The 14,877-nt window shown below is 51.3% G+C and carries 10 protein-coding genes; 6 read left to right on the top strand and 4 right to left on the bottom strand.

Features of this window, described 5'->3' with window-relative positions; genetic code table 11:
* The 4 genes from B2067_RS10015 to B2067_RS10000 form a co-directional block, all read left to right on the top strand.
* On the top strand, positions 1 to 1,040 hold a 1,040-nt coding region (locus B2067_RS10015; RefSeq protein WP_301388324.1), incomplete at its 5' end, for a flavin-containing monooxygenase.
* Between the two features lie 122 nt (positions 1,041 to 1,162).
* Positions 1,163 to 1,921 (top strand): SDR family oxidoreductase, encoded by a 759-nt coding sequence (locus B2067_RS10010; RefSeq protein WP_301378034.1) that lies wholly within the window; start codon positions 1,163 to 1,165, stop codon positions 1,919 to 1,921.
* A gap of 4 nt (positions 1,922 to 1,925) precedes the next feature.
* Positions 1,926 to 2,246, top strand: coding sequence for an MGMT family protein (locus tag B2067_RS10005; protein WP_414716536.1), 321 nt, complete (start codon positions 1,926 to 1,928; stop codon positions 2,244 to 2,246).
* A 482-nt stretch (positions 2,247 to 2,728) separates the two neighbouring features.
* Positions 2,729 to 4,210: a flavin-containing monooxygenase gene (locus B2067_RS10000; protein WP_301378032.1), complete on the top strand. Its 1,482-nt coding sequence runs from the start codon at positions 2,729 to 2,731 to the stop codon at positions 4,208 to 4,210.
* 67 nt (positions 4,211 to 4,277) lie between these two features.
* On the opposite strand, the gene B2067_RS09995 is transcribed toward B2067_RS10000, so the two are convergent.
* The 4 genes from B2067_RS09995 to B2067_RS09980 form a co-directional block, all read right to left on the bottom strand.
* A complete protein-coding gene (locus B2067_RS09995; RefSeq protein WP_301388322.1) occupies positions 4,278 to 6,299 on the bottom strand; it encodes a methyl-accepting chemotaxis protein in 2,022 nt (673 codons plus the stop codon).
* A 22-nt stretch (positions 6,300 to 6,321) separates the two neighbouring features.
* Positions 6,322 to 7,953: a dihydrolipoyllysine-residue acetyltransferase gene (gene aceF / locus B2067_RS09990; RefSeq protein ID WP_301388321.1), complete on the bottom strand. Its 1,632-nt coding sequence runs from the start codon at positions 7,951 to 7,953 to the stop codon at positions 6,322 to 6,324.
* Positions 7,954 to 7,964: 11 nt separating this feature from the next.
* Positions 7,965 to 10,646, bottom strand: a complete 2,682-nt coding sequence (gene aceE, locus B2067_RS09985) for a pyruvate dehydrogenase (acetyl-transferring), homodimeric type (protein WP_068438447.1) — start codon at positions 10,644 to 10,646, stop codon at positions 7,965 to 7,967.
* A 409-nt stretch (positions 10,647 to 11,055) separates the two neighbouring features.
* Complete coding sequence (locus B2067_RS09980) at positions 11,056 to 13,143, bottom strand: putative bifunctional diguanylate cyclase/phosphodiesterase (protein WP_301388320.1); 2,088 nt, start codon at positions 13,141 to 13,143, stop codon at positions 11,056 to 11,058.
* 246 nt (positions 13,144 to 13,389) lie between these two features.
* Here B2067_RS09980 and B2067_RS09975 point away from each other — a divergent pair, with 246 nt between their 5' ends.
* Together B2067_RS09975 and B2067_RS09970 are read left to right on the top strand one after the other, a co-directional pair.
* The gene (locus tag B2067_RS09975; protein WP_297534006.1) at positions 13,390 to 14,601 is read left to right on the top strand and encodes a hypothetical protein; all 1,212 of its coding nucleotides are present in this window, start codon (positions 13,390 to 13,392) and stop codon (positions 14,599 to 14,601) included.
* The coding region (locus B2067_RS09970; RefSeq protein ID WP_301388319.1) for a hypothetical protein at positions 14,601 to 14,877 on the top strand (277 nt) is incomplete at its 3' end. The genes B2067_RS09975 and B2067_RS09970, both read left to right, overlap by 1 nt.

The raw sequence follows: 14,877 nt of genomic DNA, 5'->3' as shown, positions 1-14,877 counted from the left end.
GTTGTACCGGTTATTACGATTACGATGAAGGCTTCACTCCAGAATTCGCAGGGCGTGAAGACTTCAAAGGTCAGGTTATTCATCCGCAGTTCTGGCCGGAAGATCTCGACTACACAGGTAAGAAAGTCGTGGTAATCGGTTCAGGTGCAACGGCGGTTACCTTAATCCCGTCTATGTCACGTGAAGTTGAAAGCATTACTATGCTACAGCGCTCGCCAACCTACATCGTGCCAGTGCCGAGCAAAGACAAACTCGCTATCCGCCTGCGTGAGTTCCTGCCTGAGAGTTTCGTATACAGCATTATCCGCAGCCGCAACATCATGCTGACCATGGCGTTCTACAACTACTGCAAGCGTTTCCCGCAGAAAGCCCGTGACTTCATTTTCAATTTCAACAAGAAGATTCTGCCGAAAGACTTCGACATGTCGCACTTCACTCCGAAGTACAACCCATGGGATGAGCGTTTGTGTGCCGTTCCCGGCGGCGACCTGTACAAGGCCATTCACAAGGGCAAAGCAGACGTTGTGACAGACCACATCGATAAGTTCGTCGACAATGGTATCCTGCTGAAATCAGGTAAAACGCTGGAAGCCGACATCATCATTACCGCTACCGGTCTGAAAGTTGTTGTGCTTGGTAAAATCAACGTCACTATGGATGGGCAGCCGTTCGATGTCACGGACAAGATGAGCTACCGTGGTGTGATGTTCGAGGGCATCCCGAACGCCGCCATGGTATTTGGTTATACCAACTCATCATGGACGCTCAAAGCCGATCTGATTGCTGACTACTTCTGCCGCATTGTTAACTACATGGATGATAAGGGCTACGACGAAGTTATTCCGGTCAACCATGATCCGGGTATGGCAAAGAAATCCTTTATCGACCTCACATCAGGTTATATCTCCCGGGTAAAAGATCAGCTACCGAAGCAAGGCACCAAAGGCGCCTGGAAGCTGCATCAGAACTACTTCCGTGATTGGCTGTCTCTCCGTGCCAGCCGAATTACCGCAAAAGAGCTTCAGTACGGTAAGAAGTAAGCTCTATCGCTCTGCTTGTCCGGGCACCCGCCCGGGCAAAGCGGACAGAGCTGCCAGTACCTGCAAGGGACACTGGCTAGCCGCTATACTCTCAGGGCATTCAGCCGCCCCAGGAGCTTCCCATGAACATTCACGGACACACAATTGCAATCACTGGCGCAGGTCAGGGACTCGGCCGGACCATGGCTGTCGAACTCGCCAAGAAAGGCGCCCGCCTCGCAATCATTGACCTCAACCCTGAGCCGATGCAGGAAACACAACGCCTGATCAGTGCTTTGGGAGGGGAAGCTCGCTTATACGAATGCAATGTCGCCGATGAAGATTCCGTCGTCTCCACCTTCAATACGATTAACACCGACTTCGGTGGGATTCACGGCCTGATCAACAACGCTGGCATCCTACGCGACGGGCTCTTCGTTAAATCAAAGAACGACGAAATTACAACCATGAGCCTGGCCAACTGGCAAATGGTGATCGACGTTAACCTTACCGGTGTTTTTCTGTGCGGGCGGGAAGCCGCCAGCCATATGGTGCGTAACAAAGAGCCCGGCTGCCTGATCAATATATCCAGTATCAGTCGCGCAGGTAACGTTGGCCAGACCAACTACTCTGCCGCCAAGGCTGGTGTTGCTGCAATGGCCGTTACCTGGGCAAAAGAGCTGGCGCGCTACAACATACGTGCGAACGCAATTGCACCCGGCTTTATCTCAACAGAAATGACCTCCGGTATGCGCCCGGAAACACTGGAGATGATCTGCTCTGGCATTCCGGCGTCACGTATGGGGACGCCTGAAGAAATTGCTCATGCCGTCGTTTTCCTGCTCGAGAATGAATACGTTTCCGGCCGGGTCATTGAAGTCGATGGTGCATTACGTATCTGAGTCTATGCCCGAAGAGATCCAGACACCTTCTGATGAAGAGAAGCTATACATTGCCTTGAGCAGCGTGCCGGCTGGGCGGGTCATTGCCTATGGAGAGCTTGCCCGGTTGGCCGGGCTTCCCGGCCGTGCCCGCTGGGTCGGACGCACCCTGTCGCAACTCCCTGAGGAATCAGCGCTGCCATGGCACCGGGTAATCAATGCCAACCGGAAAATAAGCCTGCCTAGTGGCTCCCCAGGCTATGTAGAACAACGGCAGCGCCTGCTCTCTGAAGGCATTCTTTTCTCTCCTGCGGGAACAATCGACAGGAAATACCTCCTGACCTGAATGCACAAATCCGACGGATATGACGTTAAAGCACCCCGTAAGATGCCGGGTGCTGAAACGACGTCTGAAAGATGCCACTCCATAACCCAGCGCACATGAGAGAAAGAAAAGCTATTAGACTTACACTCTCGATAGCTTTAGTGCATGAAATTAAAAACGCCAGATCAACATCAAATGCGATAGTGAGTACAAACTAACAAACAGAAGCGGACACTGCTATAACAATCCCGGCCAAGGCAATGAAGCCAGCAATGACGGGGCTTTTAGAGCCAATCAATAGTGTATTCTGCATCAGGCAGCTGGCGGGTTTCACGACATGTGTCAATTAAGTACAGATTTGTGTCGGCCAATCACCTTTCCCCCTTGCTTTATTTCAGACAAATTACACACCATCAGCCGCAAGGCACCCTTGAACAACGAGGGCCTGCTACCGACATAAGCCGGTCAGCAAGCCGACTCATACGATAACAACAGGTGTGACTATGTCTCAGACTAACGAATATTTTGACCTTCTAATCATCGGCGCAGGCCTGTCAGGCATTGGTGCTGGTTGCCACATGAAAAAAGAATGTCCAGGTAAAAGCTTCGCCATTCTGGAAGGCCGTCAGGCAATTGGTGGCACCTGGGACCTGTTCCGCTACCCTGGTATCCGTTCAGACTCTGACATGTACACTCTGGGCTATGAATTCAAACCATGGGTAAACAAAAAAGGCATCGCTGATGGCGACGACATCCGTAACTACATCCGCGAAGCTGCTCAGGAAAATAAAGTAGAAGAGCACATCCGCTTTGGCCACAAAGTGATCGGCGCTGACTACTCGAGCAGTGAATCACTGTGGACAGTCACGGTAGAAGTTGATGGCGAGACACGTACCTATCGCTCACAGTTCCTGCTGAGCTGTACTGGTTACTACAACTACAACGAAGGTTTCACGCCTGACTTCGAAGGTCGTGATGACTTCAAAGGCCAGATTCTTCACCCACAATTCTGGCCTGAAGACCTGGATTACGAAGGCAAAAACGTACTCGTAATCGGCTCTGGTGCAACGGCGGTTACTCTGGTGCCGGCGATGACCGACAAGGCTAAGAGCGTTACCATGCTGCAGCGTTCGCCGTCTTACGTGATTTCTGTACCGCAGATGGACCCTATGATTAACTTCATGCGTAAAATCATGCCTGAAAAGTGGGTCTACAAAATCACACGCGGTCGTAATGTGACTATCACCCTGGCTATCTACAATTTCTGTAAGAAATTCCCGGGGCTGGCTCGTAAGCTTCTGCAGAAGCAGGTATCCAGCCAACTGCCTAAAGACTTCGATATGTCGCACTTTACGCCTAAGTACAATCCTTGGGATGAGCGTCTGTGCGCTGTGCCAAATGGCGATATGTTCAAAGCAATCAAGGCCGGTAAAGCCAACGTCGTTACCGATCACATTGATCGTTTCGTCGAGAACGGTATTCTGCTGAAGTCTGGCAAAGTACAGGAAGCGGACATCATCGTAACGGCGACAGGCCTGAAAATTCAGCTGCTTGGCAACATGAATCTGACGATGGACGGTCAGGAAATCCCAATGCCAGAGAAGATGAGCTACCGCGGCGTAATGTTCGAAGACATCCCGAACTTCGGCATGATCTTCGGTTACACCAACGCATCATGGACACTGAAAGCCGACATGCTGTCTAAATGGTTCTGTGGTCTGATGAAGCACATGGATCACATTGGCGCCCGTGAAGCTAAGCCTGTGAACCACCACGGTAAAATGGAAACGCGTCCATTTGTGGACATGCAGTCTGGTTACATCGCGCGTATGGCCCACACTCTGCCTCGTCAGGGCATGGAAAAGCCATGGAAGCTTTACCAGAACTACTTCGCAGATATGGCAGCCCTGAAAACGGCTAACTACGATGAAGAAACCATCGAATATGGCAACAGAATAGAAACGACTGAACCGCGACCTGCGTGATCATCCTCTGTTACTGATGAAAAGAGCCCACTCTCAACGAGTGGGCCCGTATCGACCTACGTCGCGGTCAGTTAACTTTAAACTGGTCGACTTTATTGCCCAGCGATTCAGCGATTGAACGGGTCTTGGCAACGGCCTGAACCGTACCTTCTGCATTGCGTGACGTTTCTTCACCGGTACTGCGGATCTCACTCAGGTTTGTGCGCAAGCGCGTCGCCGCCTCACGCTGCTGACCAGCGGTACCCGCAATACGGTCCGTACGTTGCTGAATATCGCCCATGCTCTGTTGAATTTCTGCCAGAGTGTCACTCACCTGCACCGAATTTTTCACGGTTGCATCCACCATATCGCGATTAACACGCATGGTGTCGACTGCTTTGACAATGTTTTCCTGAACATCGCTGATCAAGGTTTCAATCTCCTGAGCGGACCCCTGAGTTCGGCTCGCCAGTGTCCTCACTTCATCCGCCACCACAGCAAACCCGCGGCCCTGCTCTCCAGCCCTCGCAGCTTCAATGGCTGCGTTCAATGCCAGAAGATTGGTTTGTTCCGCAATACCTTTAATCGTTTCAAGGATAGAGCTGATGCTGGTCGAGTTTTCTGCCAGGCGGTTTACAGCCGCCATCGAATTTTCCATCTCGTCAGACAGACGACCTACCTCACCCATCACGCGTGTGACAACCTTACCTGCTTCATCGGATTTGCCCTGTCCTGACCGGGCTGCCTCTTCGGCTTCTTCTGCAAGACGACTGACATCAGCCGCACTCTCAGCAACCTCTTCAATGGTGGTACTCACTTCGTTGGTCTGTGCCAACTGAACGGTGACTGCCTCGCGACTGCGGTCTGCAATGGATTCAACCTCAGACACATTGATCCCGACTTCAGACGCAGAGTCTTTGACCGCGGTCAAAGTCTGACGAATATTATCAATCATCTGATTAAATGCATCGCGTAACTGTCCCATCTCATCACTGCCGACTACCTCAATCCGACGAGTGAAGTCACCTCCTGCCACAACGCCTGCAGTTCTGGTAAAGCTTTTGATCGTCGCCCGAACAGACATAAAGAACGAGAGATACAGATAAACAATAATAGAGAGTGTTACGAGCAGCACAGTAACGAGTGTGGTGACACGAGTAGTCTGGCCAGCCAGTCGCTCTTCAAGCCGGGTCTGAAGCAGAGGGAATGCATTGCCACGCATGTTATCGAAAACGGACGATGCCTCAAGATAGTAATTGTGGAAATCCTGCCACGGGCGCTCGATAGAAGCGGCCATAATGACCTCTTCATCCAGGGTCATTCTCAGGTCATTCAGAAATGCCAGGACATTGCGTGCGTTATCGGCCAAGGCGGCATCACCTGTCACTTCGGCGTTGGCCATGACCAGCTCGGTGCCCTGTTCAGCCGCAAGAATTTCATCATAAATGAGATTCATCAGGTCATAAGTCGATGACTGCAAGTACTGCTCAGCGAAAGCATAGATACCCGCAGAATGGCCAAGTCCAGCGGCTCTTTCAACCTGAGGAAGATCAATCAGCAAGGTAGACGTCAGGCGTTGGACAGTGTCATCAGAGTCCAATGTAAGTCCGGAGGTCTGCGCATACTGACGGGCAGTCAGATAGATCTCTTCGATGTTCGTCTGGAAGTAATTAAATTGATCGAGAAAAGCCGGTTGACGTTGCTCACCAACGATACTGAAACGTCCGAGGTATTGAGAGCGCCACTCTTCGATGGAGGTGATCAGGTTATCGTCATCAAGCTGATCTATCAGCGTATTAGTTTTTTGTGGAAGCAGGCCGATAAGACGCATTGCTTCATCTATCAGGGCCTGATCACTCTGAATCACCGCCGCTGCAGAAATGTCTCGAACGTTTTCCAGCTCTTTAGTAAAGGCGAGTAACAGCTCAACAGAATGTACTGCATTAATCTCGCGCTCGGTTTTCTTCATAGAATCGAACGCGGCCAGAAAGACCTGACCGCTGAGGATTACGAGAGGCACCAGAAACAGGAAACTGATGAGGCTGAACTTGGAGGCGTAGCTTAAACGCCCCATAAACTTGATACCCGGAAGCATCAGTGACCTGAACATATGTACAATCTCCGCTAAAACTTCACATCAAGAGCTGCCGCATATCCTCCAGATAACTCACGAGTTTCTGGCTGAAGCGCGCTGCTTCAGCCCCGTCGATCACCCGATGGTCGTATGAAAGCGACAGAGGCAACATCAAGCGAGGAACAAATTCAGAACCATTCCAGACGGGTTTCATCTCAGACCGTGACAGGCCCAGAATGGCAACCTCTGGCGGATTAACAATCGGTGTAAACGCAGTTCCACCAATTCCGCCCAGACTGGATAGACTGAAGCAACCTCCCTGCATGTCTTTTAAGGATAGTTTACCTTCACGGGCCAGGCTGGCCTTATTTCCCAGTTCTTGTGTAATTTCTGTAACAGACTTCTGATCGACGTCACGAATTACAGGGACTAGCAATCCTTTCGGTGTATCCACCGCGACGCCAATATGAACGTACCCCTTCATAATCAGAGATTCACCGTCCGGCGCAAGCGATGCATTAAAGGTCGGGAACTCTTTCAGTAGTTTTGCGATGGCTTTAAGTACGAAGGGAACAATAGAGTAGCGCACGTCTCCGTTGGCGTTCTGTTCCTTACGGAAAGCCTCCAGACCCGTGATATCAGCGTGGTCGAACTGAGTCACCTGAGGCACGTTCAACCAGGCCGTCGTCATCGAGCGCGCAGTCGCTCGCTTGATATTGTTCAACGCCTCTGTTGTTACCGGGCCAAACTGTGAGAAGTCGATCTCCGGAACTGCTGGGATGCCTGTTCCGCCTGCGCTTGCAGGACCGTTCACACGCTCTTTAACAAAGGCCTGAACATCCTCCTTAAGAACACGCCCTTTAGGGCCAGAGCCCGCAACTAACGCCAGATCGACACCAAATTCCCGTGCCACCTTACGGACCGCAGGGCCAGCATGAACCTGCTTCGAAGGCGATGCCGCAACGGCCGACATCGCCGGTGCAGCGTTGCTCTTAGCTGGCGTAGCTTGAGAAGCCGTTGACGCAGGTGCAGACTCCGGTTTCTTATCCTTGCTTTCGCTAGAGCTGGCGGGTGCTGGCTTGCTTTCCTGCTTAGCAGTGGCAGCGGTTTTTACCACCACCATAGGATCACCTTCGCTGACCTTATCGCCCATCTTAATCAGAATTTCTTCGACCGTACCGGCAACTCCAGCAGGAATTTCCATGCTGGCTTTATCGGTTTCGAGCGTGATCACTGACTGCTCTTCATCAACCTCTTCACCAACGCGAACAGACACTTCGATCACTTCGACGTCTTTAGATCCTCCCAGGTCAGGGATAGGGATGGTTTTGCTCTCACCGCTTCCAGCAGCTTCTTTACTCTCGGCAGGTTCATCAGAAGTCTCTGCTTCAGACGCAGTGTCAGCATTACTGTCGCTGTCGTCGCCATCTGAACTTTGAGCACTGCTGTCACCTGACGAAGCACTGTCCAGTTCCAGAAAATCGTCTCCCTGGCTGACTTTATCACCGACCTTCACCAGCACACCGGTTACTGTGCCCTCTTCTTCAGCCGGAATTTCCATCGTAGCTTTGTCTGTTTCGAGGACAATCAGAGCCTGCTCTTTCTCGACGCTGTCCCCATCACTGACCAGTACCTCGATAACTTCGACGTTGCTGGAACCACCCAAGTCAGGAATTTTCAATGTTGTCATCGGTTCCTTCCTCAGCTGTACAGCGGATCTGGTTTAGACGCATCAATAGAAAGCTCTTCTCTCCAGCTTTCCAGCTCATCGGCAGACAGAGTGCCCTCTTTCATCAGCTCATAACCTGCGGCCCAGGCGATATGCTGCCAGTCGACTTCAAAGAAGCGACGCAGGGCGTCACGGGTGTCACTGCGACCAAAGCCGTCGGTACCTAACACCTGATAACTGCGACCCGCCGGGATGTAAGGACGGATCTGATCCGAGTAGGCTTTCATGTGGTCGGTTGCAGAAATCAGCGGACCTTCGCTCTGTTTCAGCTGAGAGGTCACATACGGCTCAGGCGTGCGCTGTCCTGCGGACAGCAGAGCTTCACGCTCGCAGGCCATACCGTCACGGCGCAACTCGTTATACGAGGTCACTGACCAGACGCTGGCAGCGATACCTTTTTCGTTAAGCCATTCGGCCGCTTTTTCAACCTGACGAAGAATAGAGCCTGACCCCATCAACTGTACTGGTTTGTCGGTGCCAGCCGACTCACGCAAGCGATAAATACCGCGGCGTATGCCTTCTTCAACACCTTCCGGCATGACTGGGTGTGGGTAGTTCTCATTCAGAGAGGTGATGTAGTAGAAGACTTTCTCTTTCTTCTCGTACATGCGCTTCAGACCATCCTGAACGATCACTGCCATCTCATAGGCATAGGTCGGATCGTAAGAGATACAGTTCGGAATGGTCGACGCCAATAAGTGACTGTGGCCATCCTGATGCTGCAGACCTTCACCGTTCAGTGTTGTGCGTCCGGAGGTAGCACCAATCAGGAAGCCCTGACACTGCATATCGCCAGCCGCCCAGGCAAAGTCGCCGATTCGCTGGAAGCCAAACATCGAGTAGTAAATGTAGAAAGGAATCATAGCCAGGCCGTTAGTGCTGTATGAGCTGCCTGCAGCCATCCAGGCCGAAAATGCACCGGCCTCGTTGATGCCTTCTTCAAGAATGCGGCCTTTCTTATCTTCGCGGTAGTACATGACCTGCCCCTGATCGACTGGCTCATAGAGCTGGCCTTCAGATGAGTAAATCCCCATCTGGCGGAACATGCCTTCCATACCAAACGTGCGCGCCTCATCCGGCACGATAGGAACAACGCGTTCGCCCATGTTCTTGTCTTTCACCACCTGTGACAGGATCCGCACAAACGCCATGGTCGTTGAAATTTCACGTTCTCCAGTACCATCAAGCTGGGCCTGGAAGAACGACAAGTCAGGCGCAGTAAGGCCCTGCCAGTTTTCAGTACGTACCGGCAGGCTGCCGCCCAGTTTTTCACGTTGCTTACGCATGTAAGTCATTTCAGGGCTGTCAGCAGGCGGACGATAGAACGGCAGGTGCTCCAGGTCTTCGTCACGTATAGGAATACCGAAACGATCCCGGAAGGCTTTCAGGCTATCGATATCCAGTTTCTTAACCTGGTGCGCCTGATTCTGACCTTCGGCTTCGCCACCCATGCCATACCCTTTTACGGTATGAGCCAGAATAACCGTGGGCTGCCCTTTGTGATTCACGGCTTCATGATACGCAGCGAACACCTTGTACGGGTCATGCCCGCCACGGTTAAGTTTGAAGATATCCTCATCGCTGAGATCTTTAATCAGATCTTTCAGCTCAGGATACTTTTCGAAGAAATGCTCACGTGTGTACTTACCGCCTTTCGCCTTGTAGTTCTGGTACTCACCATCAACGGTTTCATCCATGCGCTTCTGCAGAAGACCCTTGCGATCTTTTGCCAGTAGTGGATCCCAGTGGCGGCCCCAGACGACTTTAATAACGTTCCAGCCAGCCCCACGGAACTGACTCTCCAGCTCCTGAATAATCTTACCGTTACCCCTGACCGGCCCATCAAGGCGCTGAAGATTGCAGTTAATAACGAAGATCAGGTTTTCAAGTTTTTCACGCCCAGCAAGACCGATAGCGCCCAGAGTCTCTGGCTCATCACACTCACCGTCACCGAGGAAGGCCCAGACTTTACGGCCTTTACGCGGCACGAGCCCACGCGCCGAGAGGTAACGCATAAAGTGCGCCTGATAAATCGCCTGTAGCGGACCAAGCCCCATCGAAACCGTTGGGAACTGCCAGTAATCTGGCATCAGTTTCGGGTGAGGGTACGATGACAGCCCTGGCGCCAGCGCTTCCTGTCGGAAACGTTCAAGATCGTGTTCGTCGAAGCGACCTTCAAGGTAGCTTCGCGCATAAATGCCCGGGGATACGTGGCCCTGGTAGTAAATCAGGTCGCCTAGTGGTGACTGCTCACTGTCAGCGTTCGGAGCACGGAAGAAGTGATTGAATCCCACATCGTACAACGTCGCACTGGAGGCAAAACTGGAAATATGTCCACCAAGATCACCCGCCCCTTCTTTATTTGCTCGCAGTACCATCGCCAACGCATTCCAACGCACCAGAGAGCGGATACGTCGTTCCATGAAAAGGTCACCCGGCATCGGCGCTTCTTTTTCAGGTGGGATAGTGTTGCGATACGGGGTATTCAGGGCGTACGGGAGTGGCATCCCGTCCCTGGTGGCCCTTTCGGCGATACGTTCAATTAAGAAGTGGGCTCTGTCTAACCCTTCAGCTCGAATAACGGAGTGGATTGCATCCACCCATTCTTTGGTTTCCTGAGGATCTGCATCGTTCGTGTAGACCTGATCATCCATTCGCTAGGCTCCTGACCTTGGGCATGTGCTGATTTCAGTATAGATAAAGTCTCGGCAAACACTCACTCGGGGCCGTAAAGAAATTCGAGGCTGGTCGCAAAACTCTGAACCAGCCCCCTATCATTTCCACAAATGTTGATGCCCCCGTCACAAAGGTGACTATTTTGTCATTTAAGACTTTCACGCAAATATTGAGACATCGATATGTCCGTAGGGTTTCATCCTGCCCATTGACTCTTTTTGTCCGGATTGATGAGCCCATTTTTACCAGTGTCCCTAAGCGACACTCCGAACAACCTATTCCTCATAAGGTCTAGGGTTGAATGCATGGAATTAGTTCAAAAGCTTCGCGCCAGAATCACGAGCGGCGGAGGATTTCCCGGTACTGAGTCAGTGTATTGGTGAACGACTATCGGTGCGTGAGCACGCCTGACTGATCCGAAATTGACGTGGCAAAATTGGCCTTGAGCTGTTCTAGCTCCTGAGGACGGTCAAACAGATAGCCCTGCATCAGGTTACAACCGTGAATCTTCAGAAAATCACGCTGAGCTTCGGTTTCTACACCCTCTGCACACAGTTCTATCCCCAGACGCTTGGCCATCTCAATAATGGTTAAAACCAATGCATCATCGCGGGCTGTAAGGCCAATATTCTCAACAAACTGCTTATCAATTTTGATCAGATCGATAGGAATACGAGTCAGGTAACTGAGCGACGAATACCCTGTGCCGAAGTCGTCTAATGCGACGCGACAACCAAGTTCGCTGATGTCATTGAAGAATCGATTCGCCATCTCAAGATTATCGAGATACGCATGCTCCGTCACTTCAAACTCAATGAGCTCAGGACGAACAGCATGGGTTTCAAACGTACTGCGGATAAAATCAGAGAACTGGTAGCGCTTAAGATCGTATGCCGACAGATTAAGAGAAACCAGTATCGGAACAGGAAGGTCCTGAAAGTAATTCGCAACATCGCGGCAGACACGCTCAACAACCCAGTCGGTCAGCGCAGTAATCTTGCCTGAGCGTTCAGCAATAGGGACAAAATCTGATGGCGACACTCTGCCCAGCGTTTGGCTGTTCCAACGCACCAGTGCCTCAACACCACGGGGCTCACCATCGCTGCTGACCTTGAGTTGATAACAGATGTAAAACTCGCCGCGCTCCAGGCCCGGCTCAATGGCATTGGCAATGTCTATTTTACGCTGATGCTCAATGAGCATATGTTCCTGGAAGAAGCAGTACTGAGACTTACCCTCTTTTTTAGCAACGTACATAGCGACATCGGCATTACGGATAGTGTCCTGCGTATCAAACCCACCTTCTGACGCCCGCGCAATACCGACGCTGGCGCTGATCCGGACCTCCCATGAATCAATCAGAAAAGTCGTTCTCAGGCCACCGACAATGTTTTCAGCCATACTCTCCGGATGATCAGGAGAGGTTCGACACAGGACAAGGAATTCATCACCGCCATGACGACTGACAACGTCCTCTCTCGGGATGTACGATTTCAGCCTCTCAGCAACCTCAACCAGCAATTTGTCACCGACCTCATGGCCCAGCGTATCGTTAACCTCTTTAAAACCGTCCAGATCGACGAACATGACCACCAGATCACCTTCCCCGCTATCACGCAGTTCACGTAATGAAGCATCGAGAATACCCATAAAGCTCTGGCGATTGAGCAGACGCGTCAGACTGTCGTAGTTCGCCAGGTATTCCATTTCCTCCCGGCGCTGCTCCAGAAGTTCGACGTACTCCTGATTAATATCGGACTCAACACGGATCGCATCCATCATATTGTTGATGTCCTGCGTTAACGAAGACACCTCATACTTACCGTATACAGGGATCTTCAATCGATAGTCTTTGGTTTCCTGAACTTTTCGGGCAAATTCAGATAGCTGAGTCAATGGCCACAACCAGCGACTGGCCTGAACATAGAACAGCCCCACCATGATGAGTATCACAGCAATCGCGACAGGAAGAATACGTAATGCCAGGCTGATAGTGCTGGAAAGCAGTGGCCCCTCAAGGTCAACGATCAAGGCCAGATGCCCCATCACCAAAGGTGGTTCGCCGATACGTCGGACAGCAATCAGACGTCCGTCGTCGCGTAGTACACCAGACTCGAAAAACTTCCAGTCCGTGAAATCAACGGGGAAATCACCCTGGCTCTCAAGCATGGCCTGGCCAGCATACAGTTCAAGTACGTTCCACTGCGGGTCAAAAATGGCGGCACCCACCACATTTTCGTAAGGCTCAAGGCTCAGCAGATAACGCTTCAGGTCGAAGAAATGATCCGACTTACTGAGAATCCCAACCAGGTCGCTGGCCATGTTGTCAGAGAGTGCACGGAGATCGCTTTCAACATAACGGGTGTAAAGCTCCCGATGCTCGCGCAGGGCAGAATAAAATACAGAAGTAGCGACCAGTGCAATCGAGATAAGACTCAATAGCATTACCGCCGTTCTGATGCTTCTAATCAGCATGTAACTCTCTCTGTTCCCTGACGTCGTAAATTTTTATACCTGCCATCAGATCATAGTGCACTATAAGTTCAATGTCTGGCCGTTAAGGAATGATATTTATCCTTCTCAGCCTATCACTTATATGACATATTAGGCCAAACTGTCAGAAGTGGGACATCCCGCAAGCTGTATGGACAGATTTGATTACTATACTCCTGCAACAGAGCCGACATTGAGTTCTCTGGCGCAACTTGGAGCAACCATATAATGATAAAAATACCCGGTGTTGCTGCCGTTGTATCTGCCCTCCTTCTGAGTGCAGAGGCATGCTATGCAGAAAAACTGACCGACAATCTGGAAATCTCGGGCTTTGCCCGCGTCATTGGTGGCTACCTCAGCCACAGCAGCCGACGTTTCGATGGCTATACCAATGAAGCATCTCTGGATGAGCAATCACTGTTAGCAGTACAGCCATCCTATTCCTTCAACGATAAACTGTCCGTTTCGAGCCAGTTTGTCGCACATACCAGTGACGATCGTGACAGCGGGCTGGAGTGGGCTTACCTGAGTTACCAGCCAAGCAGCGCATGGCACTTCAGGGCTGGGAAACTGCGTACACCGTTTTTTATTTACAGCGACGGTTACGACGTTGGCTACAGCTATCCATGGGTAACCGCACCTGTGCAGGTTTACAACAATTACCTGTTCTCTAATTTTAATGGTGCCAGTGCCAGTTATTATCACGCCGGTAACTCTCTGGCCCTCAACCTTGAAGCTTACTATGGATACTTCAAAGGCGATTTGTTCCTTGCCGGCACAAAAGTAGACGTTGAAACAGAAGTTGAAGACCTGGCGGGGATCGTCGCTACGATTAATCGCAATAACCTGTCTTTACGCATGTCATACCATCAGGCGCACAACACGACCGAGATCCCGAATGTATCTGAACTGCGCTCACAATTGTATGCCCTCGGCTACAACGACAGCGCCAAAAGTCTGGAATCTTCCGGTAATGTATACGCTCTGCAGACATCTCTCAGCTACGACACGTTAAATTCATTCTATAAAGCAGAATGGGTCAACATAGTCACAGGGTACGAAATTGCTCCTGAGATCACGGGTTACTACCTGATGGCAGGTCGGGTTATCAACGACTGGACACTGCACGCGACATACAGCCGCAGCGAATACAGTGCAGTCAAAATGTCGAACGAGCTGCCGATGCCCCCGACCGGAAACCCGCAGCAGGATATGTTATCAACGGCCTACTACCAGGTATTTGCCAGCACACCGAATGGCAACCTGGATAGCTACACCCTGGGAACACGTTGGGACTTTCGGATGAATATGGCACTGAAAGCAGAAATAACTCTGCTTGAAGAGTCACGAAGCCGCAGCGGTTTCTTTATGAGCCCATCATCAAATGACTCCACTGAAAATGCCTACCTCTACCAAGTGGCGTGGGAGTGGATCTTCTGATGAGACTCATATTTAGCTCTTTACTGGCGCTGACCTTATTGTCTGCACCAGGAGCATTTGCTGCCTTCGCCAGTGAGCGGATCATTATTGTGACGCATTCCGACAATACCGGCGTGCGATTATCCCGTGAACAGATACGCAATCTGTTTATGGGGGCTTCGGTGGGTCGTGATCTGCAGCCTGTAGCCCTACCTCCCGGCAGTCGTACGCGCAGTCTGTTTAACATCAAGATCGTCGGCCTGTCTGACTCCCGGGTTCAGTCTTATTGGGCTCAAA

Source organism: Thalassolituus sp. UBA2590 (assembly GCF_002339775.1).
In the GTDB taxonomy this organism is placed as follows: Bacteria; Pseudomonadota; Gammaproteobacteria; order Pseudomonadales; family Oceanobacteraceae; genus Thalassolituus.
The sequence above is the reverse complement of the archived record's forward strand: the minus strand, read 5'-3'. Positions and strand labels throughout refer to the sequence as shown.